17 protein-coding genes are annotated in these 18,775 nt (G+C 71.4%); 8 read left to right on the top strand and 9 right to left on the bottom strand.

Features of this window, described 5'->3' with window-relative positions:
* Nucleotides 1-1,856 (bottom strand): hypothetical protein (locus tag FIF60_RS18330; protein WP_456305158.1); only part of this gene is annotated, 1,856 nt, incomplete at its 3' end.
* Nucleotides 1,857-2,365: 509 nt separating this feature from the next.
* Here FIF60_RS18330 and FIF60_RS18325 point away from each other — a divergent pair.
* The 8 genes from FIF60_RS18325 (at nt 2,366) to FIF60_RS18290 (ending at nt 12,676) form a co-directional block, all read left to right on the top strand.
* Nucleotides 2,366-3,025: a hypothetical protein gene (locus tag FIF60_RS18325; protein WP_144299736.1), complete on the top strand. Its 660-nt coding sequence runs from the start codon at nt 2,366-2,368 to the stop codon at nt 3,023-3,025.
* Nucleotides 3,022-3,330 (top strand): flagellar biosynthesis regulator FlaF, encoded by a 309-nt coding sequence (locus FIF60_RS18320; protein WP_158639291.1) that lies wholly within the window; start codon nt 3,022-3,024, stop codon nt 3,328-3,330. Before FIF60_RS18325 ends, FIF60_RS18320 begins: the two co-directional genes overlap by 4 nt.
* 52 nt (nt 3,331-3,382) lie before the next feature.
* On the top strand, nt 3,383-4,498 hold the full coding sequence (locus FIF60_RS18315; RefSeq protein ID WP_144299734.1) for an NAD(P)/FAD-dependent oxidoreductase: 1,116 nt from the start codon (nt 3,383-3,385) through the stop codon (nt 4,496-4,498).
* A gap of 65 nt (nt 4,499-4,563) precedes the next feature.
* Nucleotides 4,564-7,875 (top strand): transglutaminase family protein, encoded by a 3,312-nt coding sequence (locus FIF60_RS18310; RefSeq protein WP_144299733.1) that lies wholly within the window; start codon nt 4,564-4,566, stop codon nt 7,873-7,875.
* 53 nt (nt 7,876-7,928) lie between these two features.
* A complete protein-coding gene (locus FIF60_RS18305) occupies nt 7,929-10,451 on the top strand; it encodes a circularly permuted type 2 ATP-grasp protein (RefSeq protein ID WP_144299732.1) in 2,523 nt (840 codons plus the stop codon).
* Nucleotides 10,448-11,332 (top strand): transglutaminase family protein, encoded by an 885-nt coding sequence (locus FIF60_RS18300; protein WP_144299731.1) that lies wholly within the window; start codon nt 10,448-10,450, stop codon nt 11,330-11,332. The genes FIF60_RS18305 and FIF60_RS18300 overlap by 4 nt, the downstream gene beginning before the upstream one ends.
* Complete coding sequence (locus FIF60_RS18295; protein WP_239451699.1) at nt 11,329-12,303, top strand: threonine ammonia-lyase; 975 nt, start codon at nt 11,329-11,331, stop codon at nt 12,301-12,303. Before FIF60_RS18300 ends, FIF60_RS18295 begins: the two co-directional genes overlap by 4 nt.
* 10 nt (nt 12,304-12,313) lie before the next feature.
* A complete protein-coding gene (locus tag FIF60_RS18290; RefSeq protein WP_144299730.1) occupies nt 12,314-12,676 on the top strand; it encodes a carboxymuconolactone decarboxylase family protein in 363 nt (120 codons plus the stop codon).
* 22 nt (nt 12,677-12,698) lie between these two features.
* Here FIF60_RS18290 and FIF60_RS18285 read toward each other — a convergent pair whose 3' ends face one another.
* Genes FIF60_RS18285 through FIF60_RS18250 form a run of 8 tightly spaced genes read right to left on the bottom strand, consistent with a single transcriptional unit; the run spans nt 12,699 to nt 18,775 of the window.
* Entirely contained in the window at nt 12,699-13,967 is a 1,269-nt protein-coding gene (locus FIF60_RS18285; protein ID WP_144299729.1) for a DUF2254 domain-containing protein, read from the bottom strand.
* A 30-nt stretch (nt 13,968-13,997) separates the two neighbouring features.
* Nucleotides 13,998-15,218, bottom strand: coding sequence for a M20/M25/M40 family metallo-hydrolase (locus tag FIF60_RS18280; RefSeq protein ID WP_144299728.1), 1,221 nt, complete (start codon nt 15,216-15,218; stop codon nt 13,998-14,000).
* Nucleotides 15,215-15,682 (bottom strand): GNAT family N-acetyltransferase, encoded by a 468-nt coding sequence (locus FIF60_RS18275; protein ID WP_144299727.1) that lies wholly within the window; start codon nt 15,680-15,682, stop codon nt 15,215-15,217. Before FIF60_RS18275 ends, FIF60_RS18280 begins: the two co-directional genes overlap by 4 nt.
* Entirely contained in the window at nt 15,679-16,095 is a 417-nt protein-coding gene (mnhG, locus tag FIF60_RS18270) for a monovalent cation/H(+) antiporter subunit G (protein ID WP_144299726.1), read from the bottom strand. Before mnhG ends, FIF60_RS18275 begins: the two co-directional genes overlap by 4 nt.
* Nucleotides 16,088-16,408 carry a monovalent cation/H+ antiporter complex subunit F gene (locus FIF60_RS18265; protein WP_144299725.1) on the bottom strand — a complete coding sequence of 107 codons (321 nt, stop codon included), beginning with the start codon at nt 16,406-16,408 and terminating at the stop codon, nt 16,088-16,090. The genes mnhG and FIF60_RS18265 overlap by 8 nt, the downstream gene beginning before the upstream one ends.
* Nucleotides 16,405-16,917 carry a Na+/H+ antiporter subunit E gene (locus tag FIF60_RS18260; RefSeq protein WP_204251244.1) on the bottom strand — a complete coding sequence of 171 codons (513 nt, stop codon included), beginning with the start codon at nt 16,915-16,917 and terminating at the stop codon, nt 16,405-16,407. The genes FIF60_RS18265 and FIF60_RS18260 overlap by 4 nt, the downstream gene beginning before the upstream one ends.
* A complete protein-coding gene (locus tag FIF60_RS18255; RefSeq protein ID WP_144299724.1) occupies nt 16,914-18,404 on the bottom strand; it encodes a Na+/H+ antiporter subunit D in 1,491 nt (496 codons plus the stop codon). The genes FIF60_RS18260 and FIF60_RS18255 overlap by 4 nt, the downstream gene beginning before the upstream one ends.
* Nucleotides 18,401-18,775 (bottom strand): Na+/H+ antiporter subunit C, encoded by a 375-nt coding sequence (locus FIF60_RS18250; protein ID WP_144299723.1) that lies wholly within the window; start codon nt 18,773-18,775, stop codon nt 18,401-18,403. The genes FIF60_RS18255 and FIF60_RS18250 overlap by 4 nt, the downstream gene beginning before the upstream one ends.

The following is an 18,775-nucleotide window of genomic DNA, read 5'->3' as shown; positions in this document are numbered from 1 at the left end:
GGCCGTGCCGCGGGCGCGGGCGGGGGGGCGGCGGGCTCCGCGGCGCGCGGCTCGGCAGCCAGGGCCGCCGCGATGTCTGGTGCCGGTGGTTCCTCGACCGGCGCGACCGGCTCAGGAACCGCGGCGAGCGCTGCCTCGATACTGGGCGCAGGCGGTTCCTCGACCGGCGCGACAGGCTCGGGAACCGCGGCGAGCGCTGCCTCGATATTGGCGGCTGGCGGTTCCTCGACCGGCGCGACAGGCTCGGGAACCGCGGCGAGCGCTGCCTCGATGTTGGCGGCTGGCGGTTCCTCGACCGGCGCGACGGGCTCGGGAACCATGGCGAGCGGTGCCTCGATGCTGGCCGCAGGCGGCTCCTCGATGGGCGGCAGCGGCTCGGGCGCCGCGGCGAGAGCGGCCTCGATCCTCGGCACGTCGGGTTCGGCGATCGGTGCCGGAGGCATGGCTGCGATCGCTGCCTCGATCCTGGCCGGCGGCGGCTCCTGCACCGCGGCGACGGGAGGGGGCGGCACGGCAAGGGCGAGGGCGATGTTGGCGGCGGGCGGCTCCTCGATCGGCGCGATCGGCTCCTGTGCCGCGGAGCTGGCCGGGCTTTCCGGCGCCGCCGCTTGCGGTTCCTCGACGCGCTCTGCCGGTGCGCCAGCAAGCGTGACCGTGACGACGGGCGAAGGCTCCGGCGCTGCGACGGCCTCGGCCTTGGCGGGTGCCGCCGCGGCCGGTTCTTCCCGCTGCGCCACGGGAGCGGGCAGCGCCACACCCGCTGCGTTGACCGCCGGCGGGGTCGGGGCGGGCGGCACGGGCGGGTCCTGTGGCAGCGGCGCGGGCGCAGCGATGGGTGCCATGACCTGCTGCGGCGCGGCGTCCGTCCGCGTCGTGGCGTGATTGTTGGCGGCGAGGCGCTGCGGGATGGAGGCCGTCTCTGCCGGCGCGGTGGGCGGCACGTCCTCCGAGCGCAGAAGAACGAGCGCGAGGGCAGCGGCGATGCCCGCGCCGGCCATCGCAGCGATCGCGCCAGCGCGACGCCGCGGCTGCGGCGTGGCCGAGGCCCTGTCTTGCGACGGGGCCGGCATGCTGTCGGGGGTGGCTTCGTGAACCAGGGTCAGCGCGGGTTTTGGCTCTGCTGCCGCCTCGGCCTGCGCGTCGGGCGGCGATGCAGCCGTTGCCGGTGCGGTGTCTGCCTCCGCCTCGGCGCGCACCGCAGCTTTCTCAGGGTCCTGTGCCGCCGTCTCGAGGGTCGGATCGGCCACCGCCTCGGGCACCTGCGCGGCAGGCGGCGCATCTGGCGAGGCCTCGGCGGCCGGTTCGGCCGGCTCGGGGTGAGGCTCCCCACCTGGTGGCGCCTCTGCGAGGGGAGGCTCTGCGGCCAGGGCGGGCGGCTCCTGTGGCTCGAGCGCCTGCTGCGCCCTGTCGGGCACCGGTGAAACGGAGGGCGTCGGCGCAGCGATGTCGAGGCGCGGCACCTCGCCAATGGTCGGCCGCGCGGCCAGCGCGACCGGTTCGCCGGAAGTCAGGATCCGCCGCACGGCCTCGACCCAGTTCGCGCCCTCGGGCAGCGTGAGGCGCGGCTGGAGGCTGAACGCCTCGTCGAGGATGGCGCGGAGCTCGGGGATAAGCTCGCGCCGGAGGCGGCGGTGGATCACCGGCAGGCGGCCAGGAAACGCTTCTGGAAAGCCTGCCTCGGCGAGGCGCTTCGTCAGCCGCGCCAGCGCATCGGGCGTCCAGTTCGGTTCGATCTGGAAGATCGCGAGGCCGAGGCCGCGATGGGCGAGCACGAGATCGCCCCGTGGCCCGGCATCGCCGATCACCGCGCCTTCGATCAGTGTCCACCCTGTATCGGGTCGCGCCGGATCCCCCATCGACCGTTCGATGCGCGCCACGGCGTCCGCGGCGCGCTGGTCAGTCCAATCAGGCGTTTCCGGCGCGCGGCCGACGTTTCCTGCCACCGGTCGTCCCCGCGCATCTTATGAATTCTGTTTCGTGAGTTGAGCTTAGCCGTCAATTCCCCTGCTACGCCAGAGGCTTTGCGTGCGAATCCACCGCACCGAGTCCGCTGCGGCTGTATCGGCCCCCGCGCTGCCAACCCCTGGGCGCTCCCAGACCGAGGCTGATCCATCGTCTGCGCATCGCGCTGCGTGCGCGGCCTTCATCATCGGGTCATGTCGCCATGGCATCTGAGGGCTTGTGATGCGCATCACTGCGACGGCAGCACGATCGGCGCATCCTTCGGATTAGCGGTTCGGCGCGAGACATTGGAAATGAAATTGAGACCCGTCTCGCAGTTAACCGGACCTTCAGCGGATGCTGACACGCTCCCTCCCGGCGTCGGTCCGGAAGCGGGGTGGCGTGTCGGGAAAGCGAGGCAGCAATGGCGCAGACTGGAAGAACGGTACCGCCCGGATCGCCGGAAGAAGACCGCGCCGCGAGCCGCTTCCTCCTCCCCACCCTGACGCTCGGCCCGCCCGAGGGGCTCCGCGCCGTCGAGCAGGCACTCGCCCGGGGGCTTGCCTCCGTCGCAGAGGCCCTCTCCGCGCTCGACCGCTGCCAGACCCTGCTCGGCGACATGCGCTGGCTTCTCGAGAGCCTGGCGGACCAGCGGGCCGCCCCTTCGGAACGGCTGGCGGCCATGCGGGGGTTCCATTCCTCCCGGCGCAGGCTCCGCGCGGTCTGCGAGGGCATCGCTCTCCTCGACGGGTCAGCGATGCACGGGCTACGCGTCATCACCGGCATCGACGCGGGGGCGATCCGTGTCGCCGGGCACGATGTGCGCCCTGTTCTCGCAGCCATCGCCGAGGCGCCGTCGCCCCGGCTCGCAGCGGCGATGCTCGATCCGGAAGGCCCGATCGCCGAGGCGGTCCGCGCCGTCTGCCTCGTCCAGCGCCGCCTCGCCGCAGACCAGCGGCGCCTGAGGAACCGCCAATGCCTGAACGCCGCCCTCGAAAGGGCCTGGGGGGACGGAAGCGTCACCCCGCCAATGACGCTCCTGCAGCGCCTCGCCACCCTGTTCCGGATCAGAACCGCGGCATGAGCACGATGGTCGCGGACGAGGTGAGGCTGCCGAGCGTCGAGGCCTTCTCGCGCACGGCCGAGGCACTTCTCGCCGCCGGAGGCGACCCGCTTGCCCGCCGCCGCGCGCTGTCGGACCAGCAGGCGCTCTGGGGCCAGGTGGTCGGCGATGTTGCCGCTGCCGGAACGGCGATCCCGGGCGAGCTGCGCGAGGACCTCCTGAAGCTCGCCGCCGTGGTGCTCGGCGACCTCGAGGAGGTCGAGCCGGACATCGCGCTGCATGTGACCGTCAACCGCGCGATGCGCGACGGCCTCGCGGACGCGTAACCGAACTCGAGACAATCTTGTCAGAGCGGCGCAGCACGGCGAAGGTCGCGCCATGCACCGCTCAGACATCATCGTTATCGGCGCCGGCATCGCCGGTGCCTCCGTAGCCGCGGAACTCGCCGCCGCGGGCCGGTCCGTCACGCTTCTCGAGGCCGAGAGCCAGCCGGGCCACCACACCACGGGCCGCTCCGCCGCGCTCTGGATCCTGAACTACGGGCCGCGCGATGCCCGCATCTTCTCCGGCGCAAGCCGCGGCTTCTTCGAGAGCCCCCCGCGCGGGTTCGCCGAGCATGCGCTCACCCATCGCCGCGCGGTGCTGAACCTCGCCCCGCCAGGGCAGGAGGCGAAGCTCGCCGCGATGATCGCGGAAGGCGAGGGCATGCGCGAGCTCACGCCCGTGGCGGCCTGCGCCCTCTGCCCGGCGCTGAAGCCCTCCTATGTCGCGGCCGCGGCGGTGGAGGAGGACGCCTTCGACATCGACGTCCATGCCCTGCACCATGGCTATCTTCGCCAGCTTCGCGCACGCGGTGGGCAGGTGGTGACCGATGCGCGGGCAGAAGCGATCTCCCGCCGCGACGGGACGTGGGAGGTGGCGACGCCCGCGGGCCGCTTCTCGGCACCGCTCCTGGTCAACGCCGCCGGTGCCTGGGGCGACGTGGTCGCTCGCCTGGCCGGTGCCGCCCCGATCGGGCTCACCCCGATGCGGCGCACTGCGCTGCTCGTGGATGGTCCGCCCGGTCACGACCCCTCCGCCTGGCCGCTCATCGGCGATGCGGCGCATACCTGGTACGTCCGGCCCGAGGCGAGGCGGAAGCTCATGCTTTCCCCGGCCGACGAGACGCCGATGGAGCCCTGCGACGTGCAGCCCGACGAGCTCGACCTCGCGCTCGCGATCGACCGCGCGCAGGAGGCGATCGAGCTGCCCGTGACGCACATCGAGCATCGCTGGGCGGGGCTGCGCACCTTCACCCCCGACCGCTCGCTCGCCATCGGCCCGGCAAAGGGGACGGAGGGGTTCTTCTGGATGGCCGGCCAGGGGGGGTACGGCATTCAGACCGCGCCGGCGGCCGCGCAGCTCTGCGCCGCGCTCGTGCTCGGCCGCGACCCGGCCGCGATCGGGCTCGGCGAGGCCGCGCTTCTTACCGACCCGGGCCGCCTCGTCGGGTAATTCCGCGCGGCACGCTGCGTGCTATGTCCCACGAGGGCCGCAGAGCCGAGGGGACCGGAGCACCGATGAGCATACATGTCGCGCTGACGCACCGTACCTCCTACCGGTACGACCGGCTCGTCTCCCTCGGCCCGCAGACGATCCGCCTCCGCCCCGCGCCGCACAGCCGCACCCCCATCCTGTCCTACAGCCTCACCGTCTCGCCCAAGCCGCACTTCCTGAACTGGATGCAGGACCCGCAGGGCAATTTCCTCGCCCGCGTCGTGTTCCCCGAACGGGTGGACCATTTCGGCGTCACCATCGACCTCGTCGCAGACATGGCGACGATCAATCCGTTCGACTTCTTCCTCGAGCCCGAGGCGGAACACACCCCTTTCGCCTATGACCACATCCTCGACCAGGAGCTCGCGCCCTTCCGGAAAACGGAGCCGGCCGGGCCGCTCCTCCGCGCCTTCCTCGAGACGATCCCGCGCGAGCGGCGGCGGACGGTGGATTTCCTCGTCGAGATCAACGCCCGGCTTGCGCGCGAGATCTCCTACATCGTGCGGCTCGAGCCTGGCGTGTGGTCGCCGGAGGAGACGCTCCGCAACGCCAAGGGGTCCTGCCGCGACACGGGCTGGCTCCTCGTCCAGGCGCTCCGCCATCTCGGCTTCGCCGCGCGGTTCTGCTCCGGCTACCTGATCCAGCTCGTGGCCGACGTGAAGCCGGTCGAGGGTCCCGAGGGGCCGAGCGCGGACTTCACCGACCTGCACGCCTGGTGCGAGGTCTACCTCCCCGGAGCGGGCTGGGTGGGGCTCGACCCGACCTCCGGGCTGTTCGCGGGCGAGGGCCACATCCCGCTCGCCGCGACGCCCGACCCCATCTCCGCCGCGCCGATCACCGGCGTCGTCGAGAAGGCGGAGACGACGTTCGACTTCGCGATGTCGGTCCGGCGCATCGCGGAGACGCCGCGGGTCACGAAGCCCTACTCCGAGGCGCAGTGGCAGGCGGTTGGCCGCATGGGCGCTCTGGTCGACCGGGCGCTGACGCAAGGGGCGGTGAAGCTGACAATGGGGGGCGAGCCGACCTTCGTCGCGGTGTCGGATCGTGACGCGCCCGAATGGAACACCGAGGCGCTGGGCCCGACCAAGCGGCGCATGGCCGGGCGGCTGTTGCGCCGGCTGCATACGCTCTGGTCGCCAGGGGGCGTGCTGCAATACGGCCAGGGCAAGTGGTACCCCGGCGAGCAGCTTCCCCGCTGGGCGCTCTATTCCCACTGGCGCAGCGACGGCGAGCCCGTCTGGCGCGACGCCGGCCTGCTTGCCTCCGACGATGACCGCGACACCGCCACCGCGGCCGATGCGCGCCGCTTCGTCGAACGTCTCGCCGAGCGCCTGCAGGTCGACCCTGGCTGCGCGATCGCCGCGCATGAGGACGTCCACTACTATCTCTGGCGCGAGCAGAGGCTTCCGGCGAACGTCGTCGTCGAGGACGCCAAGCTCGCCGACCCGATCGAGCGCGAGCGTCTCGCACGGGTGTTTGCCCAGGGGCTTGGCGCCGATGTCGGAACGGTTCTGCCACTGCGGCGCATCGAGGCCGGCGGGGCGAAGCGGTGGCAGAGCGGCAGGTGGTTCTTCCGCACGAACGGTTCAGCCTCGGGCCCGATGTTCCTGATCCCGGGCGATTCGCCGATCGGCTACCGGCTTCCGCTCGACAGCCTGCCTTGGGCGACGGCGGAGGCGATCGATGCGGAGCCTCCGCGCGACCCCTTTGCCGAAAGCCTGCAGCTTCCGCCGCGCGCCATGCTCGGCCGCCGCAACGGCCTCGCCCAGAGGGTGATCGATCAGCGCCCGCCCGAGCCCGGGCGCGAGGAGCCCGACGTGGTGCGCACCGCGCTCGCCGTCGAGCCGCGGGGGGGCATGCTGCACGTGTTCCTGCCGCCGGTGACGCGGGCGGAGGACTGGCTCGACCTCGTCGCGGCAGTGGAAGAAACCGCCGCCGAAACAGGCCGCCAGGTGGTCCTCGAAGGCTACCTGCCGCCCTTCCACCCGGGGCTCACCCATTTCTCCGTCACGCCCGACCCAGGCGTGATCGAGGTGAACGTCCACCCCGCCCACTCGTGGGACGAGCTCGCCGGGCGTACCGAGACACTCTACGAGGAGGCGCGCCAGGTCGGGCTCGCTGCCGAGAAGTTCAACCTCGACGGCAGGCACGTCGGCACGGGCGGCGGCAACCATGTGGTGATGGGCGGCTCGACCCCGGCCGAGAGCCCGTTCCTGCGCCGGCCCGACCTCCTCAAGTCGGTGGTCGCCTTCTGGCACAACCACCCTTCGCTCTCCTACCTGTTCTCCGGCCAGTTCATCGGCCCGACCAGCCAGCACCCGCGCGTGGACGAGGCGCGCGGCGACAGCATCTACGAGCTCGAGATCGCCATGAGCCAGGTGCGCTCCGGCGCCGAGATGCCGCCCTGGATGACGGACCGCCTGTTCCGCAACCTGCTGATCGACGTCACCGGCAACACGCACCGGACGGAGTTCTGCATAGACAAGATGTACGACCCCGGCAGCTCCGGCGGGCGGCGCGGCCTCGTCGAGTTCCGCGGCTTCGAGATGCCGCCCCATGCGCGGATGAGCCTCGTGCAGCAGCTCCTGCTGCGTGCAGCCATCGCCGCCTTCTGGGCCAACCCCTATGAGCGGCGGCTGGTGCGCTGGAACACCCGCCTGCATGACCAGTTCATGCTGCCCCACTATGTGGCGGAGGATTTCCGCGACGTGCTCGAGGAGATCGCAGAGCACGGCTTCGCGCTCGACCCTGCCTGGTTCGCGCCGCACCAGGAGTTCCGCTTCCCACGCATCGGCGTGGTTGCCGTGCGCGGGATGGAGCTCGAGCTTCGCCACGCCCTCGAGCCCTGGCACGTGATGGGCGAGGAGGCGATGGCAGGCGGCACGGTGCGCTACGTCGACAGTTCCGTCGAACGGGTCCAGGCGAAGGTGTCGGGCTGGGTGGAGGAGCGCTTCGTGCTCGCCTGCAACGGCGTCGCCGTGCCGCTGGCGCCGACGGGAACTGAGGGCGAGTACGTCGCCGGCGTCCGCTTCAAGGCTTGGCAGCCGCCCTCGGCGCTGCACCCTGGCATCGGCGCGCAGGCGCCGCTCGTGTTCGACATCTACGACACATGGTCAGGCCGTGCGCTCGGGGGCTGCACCTATCACGTCGCGCACCCCGGAGGGCGGGCGCACGAGACGCTGCCGGTGAACGCCAATGAGGCCGAGGCGCGGCGGCTCGCGCGTTTCTTCCCGATGGGCCACACGCCCGGCGCCATCCCGCCGCCGCGCGGCATGGAGGAGGGCACGGCAGGAAGCGAGCATCCGCGCACGCTTGATCTTCGCCACTTCGCCTGAGAGTTGCATTTCCGATCCCTTCCTGCCGGCGGGGCTTCGTCTAGACTGCGCCGATGACGCCAGACTCCGCGGCCCTCGCAGCGCCGGTGCCCCTTCCTCCCTTCTGGGACGAGATGGTGGACGGGCGCGGCAGCATCCGGCCGCACTGGCGAGGCATCGTCGGCATGCTCGCCTCGCTTCCCCAGGGCGGGCTGGCGGACCGTGCACGACGGCTCGACCGCGCCTTCGAGGAGGAGGGCGTCGTCACCATCCTGCCGGCAGACCCGGGGCAGGGCCACGTGCAGCGCCCCTGGCGGTGCGACCCCGTGCCGATGGTCCTGCCGGCTGCCGAGTTCGCCGCGCTCGAGGCGGGGCTGTCGCAACGCGCCGCGCTGTTGTCGGAGATCCTCGCCGATCTCTACGGGCCGCAGAGGCTGCTCGCCGCGGGGCTGATCCCGCCGGCGCTCGTCTACGGCAACCCGGGGTTCCTCCGCGCCTGCCGCGCGCCGAGCCCGCCGCTTCGCCCGATCGTGCATCTTCTCGCCGCCGATCTCGTGCGCACTCCGCAGGGCCAGTGGCAGGTACTGGCCGATCGTGCCGGCGCGCCGAACGGGGTGGGCTTCGCGCGCGAGAACCGCCGCATGGTCGCGCGCGTCATGCCGGAAGCGTTCCGCTCCGTGCAGGTGCGGCAGCTTCGCCCCTTCTTCGACCACTGGGTCGACAGCCTCCAGCGCGCTGCCCCCTCGGGCGCGGAGAATCCCCGCCTTGCGTTGCTGACGCAGGGGGCCGCGCACGAGACCTGGTTCGAGCACGTGTTCCTGTCGCGCGAGCTCGGCTGCGCGCTCGTCGAAGGGGCAGATCTCACCACGCGCGACGGCCAGGTCTTCCTCAAGACGCTGAAGGGCCTGCAGCGCGTGCACGTGCTCCTGCGCCGCGTCGAGGGACGGCTGACCGATCCGCTCGAGCTCGCCTCCGACAGCACGCTCGGCGTCCCGGGCCTGCTCGACGCGATGCGCGCGGGCGGCGTGCGGGTCGTGAACGATCCCGGAAGCCATCTCGCCGAGGCGCCTGCGCTCGCGGCCTTCCTGCCGAAGCTTGCCGAGCATGTGCTCGGCGAAAGGCTGCGGCTCGCGAGCGTCCCGACGCTCTGGCTCGGCGACGCCGCCTCTGCCGCCGCTGTGCTTGCCGCCCCGGAACGGTGGATGATCCGCTCCGCCGTCGATGGCGCGGCGCCGGCGCAGCACCCGTCGGTGATGGGCGAGCGTGCGCGCGCCGCATTGCTCGAGCGCATCCGCGCCACGCCTGCGGCCTTCGCGGCGACAGAGGCGGTGCGGCCCTCCGCCGCGCCCGCGCTCGGCGAGAAGGGGCTCGCGCCGAAGGAGATGGTGCTCCGCCTCTTCGCGCTGGCCGACGGCGCGGGCACCTGGCGTGCGATGCCAGGCGGGCTCGCGCGGCTGATCGGCGAGGGCGAGCGGCTCACGGGGCGGCTGCCGAAGGCGGGGATCGCGAAGGATGTGTGGGTGCTGAGCGAGGACCGCGCCGACATCGTCGGCCCCGCCGCCTTCGCCCTTCCGCCGCTTGCGATCCGCCGCGCGTCGGGCGAGCTGCCGAGCCGCGTGGCCGACGATCTCTACTGGCTCGGCCGCTATGTGGAGCGGCTCGAGAACGCAGCGCGCCTGCTGCGCGCCGTCATCCTCCGCCTCTCCCGTGGCTGGCTGCTGCCACGCGACCTTGCCGAGCTGCGCGCGCTTGCCGCCTGCCTTGCCGATGCCGGCATCGTCGCGCCCGAGGTCGCCGCCGCCGCGCCGGACGGGCCGGCCCTGCCGCGCGCGATGCTCGACGTATGCCGCCCGGCCAGACCGGTCGCGCAGGTGTTCGACCATGTGGGCCGCCTGACGCGCGGCGTGCGCGACAGGCTGACGGCGGACATGTGGGTGACGATGATGCATCTCGCGGCGGAGGCGCGCGAACGCTCGGCCGCCGCGTGCCAGGGCCTCGAGGAGCTGAACGAGGCGGCGGCGGCGATCATGCGCTTCTCGGCGGGCGTGGCCGGCATCGCCGCCGAGAACATGGTCCGCGGCGGCGGCTGGCTGTTCCTCGATCTCGGCAGGCGCATCGAGCGCGCAGCCCACACCGCGCGCGACATCGGCCGCGCGCTCGACCAGCCCCTGCCGCGCGTCGAGGCCGGGCTTCGCCTCGCCGTCGAGCTCTGCGACAGCGCCATCACCTATCGCAGCCGCTACCTCTCCGTGCTCCAGCCCGCGCCGGTGCTCGACCTCGTCCTGGCCGACCCGACGAACCCGCGCTCCTTCGCCTACCAGCTCGATGCCGTCGAGCGACGGCTCGCCGAGGTGCAGGGCGCGCCGGAGGGCGACCTCGCCCGCTCCGCAGGCAGCCTTCGCGCCGAGGCCGAGGCGATGGTCGAGGCCGTCTCGGTAGCGCGCGAGCCGGCCGCGGAGGCGGTGCTTCTTCCCGCGCAGCTCGCTGCGCTCTCGCACCAGGTTGGCGTGCTGTCGGACGCGATCGCGCGACGCTACTTCAGCCACGTCCCGGCAGCGCAGGCCGTCGGCGTCGGCGAGGAGCAGGCGGCGGGATGAGATACCGCGTCACGCATGCGACGACCTACAGCTACGGCGAGGTCGTCGACCTCGCGAGCCACATGCTGCATCTGACGCCGCGGCCGCTACCCGGCCAGGTGGTGCTTGCCGCCTCCCTCTCTGCCGACCCTGCGCCGGTGCGCGTCACCTCGGGTGCGGATCATTTCGGCAACCTCGTCACCTGGATGTTCGTCGAGACGCCGCATGACCGCTTCACCGTCACGCTCCGCGCCGAGGTGGAGGCCGAATTCGCGCCGCCGCCGCCGGCGGAGGCGACGCTGCCGTGGGAACAGGTGAGCGCTGCCGCATCGCGGGCGGAAGGCTGGCGCGCGGCCGAGTTCGCCTGGCCGAGCGCGATGGCGCCCGCGGACCCCGGCGCAGGCGCCTATGCGCGTGCGAGCTTCGCGCCCGGCCGGCCGGTCCTCGTGGCGCTTCTCGATCTCCAGGCGCGGATCCGGCGCGACTTCGCCTTCCGCCCTGGCGTGACCACCGTCTCGACACCGATCGCCCAGGTTCTCGCGAGCCGCGCCGGCGTCTGCCAGGATTTCGCCCACGTCATGATCGCTGGGTTGCGCGCGCTGGGGCTGCCCGCGCGCTATGTCTCGGGCTATGTGCGGACGCGGCCGCGGCCGGGCCAGCCGCGAAGGCAGGGGGCCGACCAGTCGCATGCCTGGGTCGGCGCCTGGCTCGGCCCCGAGCATGGCTGGGTCGATCTCGACCCGACGAACGACATCGTGGTCCGCGACGAGCATGTCGTGCTCGGCTGGGGACGCGACTACGCGGATGTCTCGCCCCTTCGAGGCGTACTGCTCGGCGGCGGCGCACATGCGCTTTCCGTCGCCGTCGATCTCGATCCGATGCAGGAGGAATTCGCCACGTGAAGGTTCCGACGTTCGACGACGTGATGGCCGCACGCGAAAGGCTCGAAGGCCGCATCGTGCGCACGCCGATGCTGCGGAGCCCAGTGCTCGACGCGGCCCTCGGCGCCGCGGTGCTGGTCAAGCCCGAGCCGCTGCAGCGTACCGGCTCGTTCAAGCTGAGGGGGGCGACGAACCGGATCGCGCAGATGTCGGAGGCGGAACGGAAGGGCGGCGTCGTCACCTTCTCCTCCGGCAACCATGGCCAGGCCTGCGCCGCGGCAGGAAAGATGTTCGGCGCGCCCGTCGTTGTCGTGATGCCGACGGATGCCCCGACCATCAAGGTCGAGAGCACGAAACGCTGGGGCGCGGAGATCGTGCACTACAACCGTGAGAAGGATGACCGCGAGGCGATCGGCCGGAAGCTCTGCGCCGAGCGCGGCGCGACGCTCGTGCCGCCCTTCGACGATGCCGATGTCATCGCGGGCCAGGGCACCGCCGCGCTCGAGCTCATCGCGGATGCGAAGGAAGCGGGGTTGAAGCTCGATGCGCTCTTCGTCTGCACGGGCGGCGGCGGGCTTCTCGCTGGCTCGGCGCTCGCGGTCGAGGGCACGGGCAAGGGCGCTGCGGTGATCGCCGTCGAGCCGGTCGGCCATGACGACCATGCGCGAAGCTTCGCGCAGAAGGCACGCGTTCGCAACGAGCCCGGCGGCTCGACGCTCTGCGACGCGCTGCTCGCGCCGATGCCCGGGGAACTTACCTTCCGCGTGAACATGGGCCGCGTGCACGGCGCGGCCGTTGTGCCCGACAGCGACGTGCTGCGCGCCATGCGCTTCGCCTTCGACCATCTCAAGCTCGTCGCCGAGCCTGGCGGGGCCGTCGCGCTCGCAGCCGCGCTCTACGGCAATGTCAGCCTCAAGGATGCCGTCGTCGGCGTGATCGTCTCAGGCGGCAATGTCGACCCTGCCGTGTTTCAGCGCGCGCTGGCGGCGTGAAGGAGAGTTCATGATCAGGGACTGGCTCGGCTTCCGTTCTGCTCTGCGCGGCGCGGTCGCGCACATCACCAAGGCGCACCCGGAGCTCATCAAGGGCTTCGGCGCGCTGAACCACGCCTCGAAGCAGACGAAGCACCTCGATGCCAAGACGCGCGAGTTCATCGCGCTCGGCGTCGCCATCACCACGCATTGCGAGGGCTGCATCAATGCCCATGTCGAGGCAGCGCTGAAGGCCGGCGCGACGAGGGAGGAGATCGCCGAGGCGCTCGGCGTCGCCATCGCGCTCAACGCCGGCGCGGCCCTGACCTATGCGGGCTACGTGATGGACGCCGTCGAGGCGCACAGCGCCATCAAGACAGGCACCGCGCCCTGAACCGCGTGGCCTGAAGCGGCGCTCAGCCGCGGCGCGGCTCGCGCGTCAGGCCGAGGCCCTGGCTGTCCTCGCGCCCTGCCGTGCGCTTGTCCATCGCGTCGAGGGGCGAGCGCTCGATGAACCCGTCGAGGTGACGGAGGTAGAGGGCGACGGAGGCGGCACGCGGGTCGTCGCTGCCAAGCATCCGGGCAAGTCCCATCAGCGTGTGGCGCAGCCGCCGCAGGACCTGGATCGAGCCTGCGCCGAACATCCTGATCTCGTCGAGGGCAAGGGAGAGGTAGTCGTCCCAGGTCGGCATCAGGATGACCAGCCGCGCCGCCCCGCTGCTCCCTGCGAAGCGGCCGATCTCGGGGTCGTGCCGGGCGAGGCGCCGCAGCAGATCCTCGACCTGGTCGATCGCCTGCACCGCCGTGGTCGGATCGTTGATGGCGGGCGAGAGGGCCTTGATCGCGATGTCAACGAGCAGGCGGATCGGATACTTCGGATCCTGCTCCACGGTCCGTTCCCGGCCGAGGCATACCGCCTTGCGGAGCCTCGCTTCGGCGATCGGCCCCGCCGCGCCATGCAGGAACAGGATCGGCTCGCCTTCGTTCAGCGTATCGCCGACCGAGCAGGCCATCACGATGCATCCGTCCGCTGCCTCGGCAAGGCCGACGAGTGCTGCGATGTCGAGGCGCTGGACGGTTGCGGGTGGGCCCACGTAGTGCAGCGCCTGGACCGGCGCCCCGGCCGGCGGCAGGGCGGTTTCGGGCGGTGCCGGCCGCACCCCGGCGGGCAGCGAATCATCGGCGAACATGCCCTCGATCGCGGCCCGACCGGTATTGCCAATCTCATGCAGCGTGTTGGTGATCTGCAGGTCGCTCAGCCGCTGGACGAGACGCGTGAACACCACGAGACTTGCGACCAGCAGCGCCACAGACAGCAGGCACGACAGTTCGGGCACGTTGGACCGCTCCGCCCGATCGACCCAGGCCATCGCGGCAAGCGAGTAGGAGAAGGTTGCGGCGAACATGCCCATGGCATGGAAGAGCAGCCGGTCGTTGGCGAATCGCAACGCGATGCGTGGCGAATAGGTCACCGCGCTGAACTGCACCAGGACGAAGGCGATCGAGAAGACGATCGCCGTCAACGCCATCATGCCCGAGGCGATGGCCGAAAGCATGGTCAACGCCGCGGCCGACGAAACACCGAGGCCGAGTGGCGGGATCAGCGCGGCCTCCATGCGCGGAACGACCAGCCCGGCGACGACCGCCGACAGCGTGTAGACTAGGGGCAGAACCCAACGCGGCATCGCGGGGCCTTGGCAGGGAGGGAGCGTTCCTCAGCCTATCCCTTCCATGCCGGCGACCGCCAGGATCGTCGCGAGCGCGGTGCGCATGCCTCGGAGGCTCTCCTCCGGTTCGAGGTCGATCCATTCCTCGAGCGAATGGGCCCTCCCGCCGCGCCCGCCCGCGCCGATCTTGAGCGCCGGGATGCCGAGGCTCATCGGGATGTTCGCATCCGTCGAGGAGGCCTCGAAGGACGGCGTATAGCCCTCCGCCGCGACGGCGGCCCAGGCGGCCTGGGCGATCGGGTCGTCGGGCGACGTGCCGCCGGCGGGCCGGTCTCCGATCCTTTCGCGCTCGAGGGTGATGGCGCCGGTCTGGGTGCTGCGAGTGGTGTTTTCCGCCACCGTCGCCTCGCCGAGGATCGCGAGGAAGCGTGTCTCCATCCTGTCGAGCACGTCCGGCACGCCGGAGCGGAGATCGACCTGCATGCTGATCGCGTTCGGGATGGCATTGATCGAGGTGCCGCCCGAGACGATCGAGACGCAATGGGTGGAGTTCGTGCCTGGCGGCACCTCGATCGCGGCGATGGCGCGCGCGGCCTCCGCCATGGCGTAGACGGGGTTGACCAGCCCGAAGGCGGAGAAGCTGTGCCCGCCCGGGCCGCGGAACGTCACCTTCCAGCGGCGCGAGCCGATCGCGCCGTTGCAGATGCGCGCCACATCGGGGCTGTCGACCGACAGGAACGCGCGGATGCGGGGCTTGTGCCGCCCTTCGGTGAAGAGGTGCCGCACCCCGCGCAGGTCGCCGATGCCTTCCTCGCCGACGTCGCCAACGAACAGGATGTCGTTCCGCGTGCGGATGCCCGCCTCGTCGAGCGCGCGGAGTAAGGCGAGGTTCGCCGCGAGCGACAGCGTGTCGTCGCCCACGCCCGGGGCGAACAGCTTCGTCCCCTCGCGGCGGACGCGCACGTCGGTTCCTTCGGGGAACACCGTGTCGAGATGGGCGGCGACGACGAGGATCTCGCCGTTGCCGAAGCCGCGCCGAAGTCCCATCGCGTTGCCGATCGCGTCCTGCTCGACTTCCTCGAGCCCGTGCGCGCGCAGCATCTCGAGATAGGCGGCCGAGCGTGCCTGTTCCTTGAAGGGCGGGGCGGGGATTTCCGTCAGGCGGATGACGTCCTCGACCAGGCGCGCATGGTCGCGCCGCAGCACCGCGCAGGCGGCCTCGAAGCGCGCATCGGCGCGGATGGCGGCGACGGTCTCGGCGGGCGTCATCGTGGCCCGCCTTCCGCCGCGAGCGGCTTTTCCATGTACACGCGGTCGAACCCCTTCTCGGAGACGCGGGCGATCTCGGAGAAGCCCGCCCTGGCATAGAGCGCGATGTTCGTAGCCATCCTGGCGTGGGTGTAAAGGCGCAGGCGGGGCACGCCCGCCCTGCGCGCCTCGCCTTCGGCTGCGGCGAGCAGCGCCCGCCCGATCCCCCGCCCCTGCTGCCCGGGCGCCACCGCGACATTGTCGATCAGCAGGAAGCCGTCATGCCGTTCGGTGACGAGGAGGCCGAGGATGGTGCCGTCGGCCTCGGCCACCTGCGCCTCGCCCGCTGCGATGCGGGCGGCGTAGTCGTCGTCCATCGGGCCGGGGCGGCGGCCGATGAGGGCGATCCAGGGCGCATAGGCCGCCTCGACGAGCGCGCGGATCGAGGCGAGATCGTCCTCCCGCGCGCCGCGCAGAGCGATCACCGCCCGGCGTCTCCCTCCGCCGGCTCCGGCGCGGCGTCGCGCCTGGCTTCCGGGGCGCGGCAGATGCGGCGGGCAAGGTCGTAGCGGCCGTCGAGATCGTCGCGCGTCTGCGAGGGGTGGCGCGGCACGCCGAGAAGATAGGTCGCCCGGCCGATCAGGTGACTCGCCACGGGGGCGGTGAGCAGGAGGAAGGCGATGCCGGCGACAGCGCGCACGGCGACAGACAGGTCGCCGAGCCCGAAGGCGACCGCGAGGAAAAGCATGGACCCGCCGAGCGTTCCGGCCTTCGAGCTCGCATGCATCCGCATCATCGCATCGGGCAGCCGCCAGACGCCGATCGCCGCGACGAGTGCGAAGCCCGTGCCGCCGAGCACGAGCGCGACGACGACGAGGTCGATGACGAGATCAATCATCGGCCTGCTCCAGCGGCGGCGGGTTGGCCTGGCCACGCCGGCGGAACGCGACCCACTCCACATAGCGCGCGAAGGCCACCGTCGAGAGGAAGGAGACAAGCGCCATCACCAGGGCGAGATCGAGGAAGGCGGTCGAGCCGGTGGCCAGCGCCTGCAGCCCCGCCGCGCAGATCGCGATCAGCGCGAGCATGTCGAGCGCGACGATCCGGTCGGGCAGATGCGGGCCGCGCACGAGGCGGGCGAAGCCGATGGCGAAGGCGAGGCCGAGCATGACCCACCCTGCGATGATCGCGATCTCGAGCGCGCCGGTCATCGCAGCACCTCGAGAAGCCGCGCCTCGAAGTTCTCGCGGATGTCGGCTTCCACGGCTTCGGGATCGTCGAGCAGCATGACGTGCACGTAGAGGGTCGAGCGGTCGTTCGAGACGTCGATGCTCATCGTCCCGGGCGTCAGCGTCACGAGATTGGCGAGCGTGGCGATCTCGACATCCCGCTTCGCGGTCAGCGGCACCGCGATCACGCCAGGCCGTGCGGTGATCGTCGGCGAAAGCACCTGCTTCGCGACCTCCCAGGCGCTGACGACGAGGGCGCGGGCGTAGAAGAGGGCGAAGGAGAAGCCGGCGAAGGTGCGCCGGAAATACGCCCCGCGCTGCTCGCCCCAGAGATGGCGGGTGAGCCACAGGGCGCAGTACCCGGCGACGAAGCCGGTCGAGAGCGCCCAGACGTTGAAGGTTCCAAACGCGCCGCACCAGCCGAGCATGAGAAGCAGGTTCAGCACGAGCAGCGCCGGTGTCCCTGCCGCGGCGGAACGTGTCTCGCTCATGGCAGCCTCCCGAGCACGGCCGCGGCGTAGGCGGAGGGATCGGTCAGCTCTGCCGCGGTACGTTCCGCGACAGCGAGGAAGGGCTGTGCGAACAGGCCGATGACGATGGTGCAGGCCGCGAGCGCGGCGATCGGCACGACCATCGCGCGCGGCGCGCCCGTCTCCTCCACGGGACCGGCCGGATGCGGCTTCCAGAACGCCTCGCCCCAGATCTTGGTCATCGAGTAGATGGTCAGGAGGCCTGTGACGAGTGCCGCGGCGGCGATCGCGATCGAGCGCTCGTCGAGCGCGGCCTTGATCACGATGAACTTCGCCCAAAACCCCGAGAGCGGCGGGAACCCGGCGAGGGAGAAGGCGGGGATGAAGAACAGGATGGCGAGCCAGGGCGCGGCCTCGTACAGCCCGCCCGAACGCTTGAGCTCCATCGAGCCGGTGAGCCGCTGGGCGACGCCAGCGATCAGGAACAGGTTCGCCTTCACCACGATGTGGTGCACCAGGTAGAACACCGAGCCCACGATCGCGAGCTTCGTTCCGATGGCGAGTCCCATCACCATGTAGCCGATCTGGCTGACGATGTGGAACGAAAGGATGCGCCGCCACTCGTTCTGCGCAGCGGCCCCGAGCACACCGGTCAGCATGGTCAGCCCCGCCGTCCAGAGCAGCACGCCGTTGATCCACTCCGGGTCATGCGTGAAGATCAGCGTGACGGTGCGGATCAGCGCATAGACGCCGACCTTCGTCAGAAGCCCCGCGAACACGGCCGACACGGCGACGAGCGGCGTGTGGTAGGAGGCGGGAAGCCAGAAGAACAGCGGGAACACCGCGGCCTTCATGCCGAACGCGGCGAGCAGCAACATCGCCGCGGCGTTCAGCACGCCGGTGTTCTCGACGCGCGGCACGGCGCGCGAGAGATCGGCCATGTTCAGCGTTCCGGTGAGCCCGTAGATCAGCCCTGTGGCGAGCAGGAACAGGCTCGTGGCGACGAGGTTCAGCGCGACGTACTTCACCGCGCCGTCCGTCTGCGCCCTGGTGCCGCCGATGACAAGGAGCCCGAAGCTCGCGATCAGCAGAACCTCGAACCAGACATAGAGGTTGAAGAGGTCGCCGGTCACGAAGGAGCCGCAGACGCCGGCGAGCAGAACATGGCTCAGCGGGTGGAAGAAGGCGCGGCGATGCCCCTCGTCGATCTCCGCCGTCGCGTAGGCGAGGCAGGCGAGGCCGGTGATCGCGGCGATCAGCGTCATCACCGCGCCGAGCGTGTCGACGGCGAGGCTGATGCCGAAGGGCGCGTCCCAGGCGGAGGCCTGCACCACCACCATGCCGTCGCGCCACACCGCCGCCATCAGCAGCGAGGCGTCCAGCAGCAGCGCCGCCGCGAACAGGAGCGACAGCACCGTCTGGGCGCGCGGGAGGCCATGCGCGAGAAGCGTCACCGCCGCACCCGCAAGCGGGATCAGCACGGCAAGTCCGGCGAGCCAGCCGTTCACGACGCCGGCTCCTTCTTCTCCGGAAGCGGCTCGGCGATGCGCATCTCGTCGGTCAGCACCGTGCCGAGGCGGACATGCGCCTGCCAGGCAAGAACGAGGGCGAAGGCCAGCAGGCCGAAGCCGATGACGATGGCGGTGAGCACCAGCGCCTGCGGAAGCGGGTTCGCGTATGCCCCTTCGAACGCAACCGCGCCGTCGGCGATCAGCGGCGGGGCGGCGCGGGTGAGGCGGCCGGCGACGAAGATGGAGAGGTTGACGGCGTTGCCGAGCATGGCGAAGCCGAGCAGAAGCCGCACGAAGTTGCGCGACAGCATCAGCCACACCGCGACAGCGACGAGAACGCCGATCAGGATCGCGAGCACCGGTTCCAT

This window comes from Elioraea rosea, from assembly GCF_007644105.1.
Lineage (GTDB): Bacteria > Pseudomonadota > Alphaproteobacteria > Acetobacterales > Acetobacteraceae > Elioraea_A > Elioraea_A rosea.
Note: the sequence above shows the minus strand (reverse complement) of the source record. Positions and strands in the feature narration are given on the sequence as shown.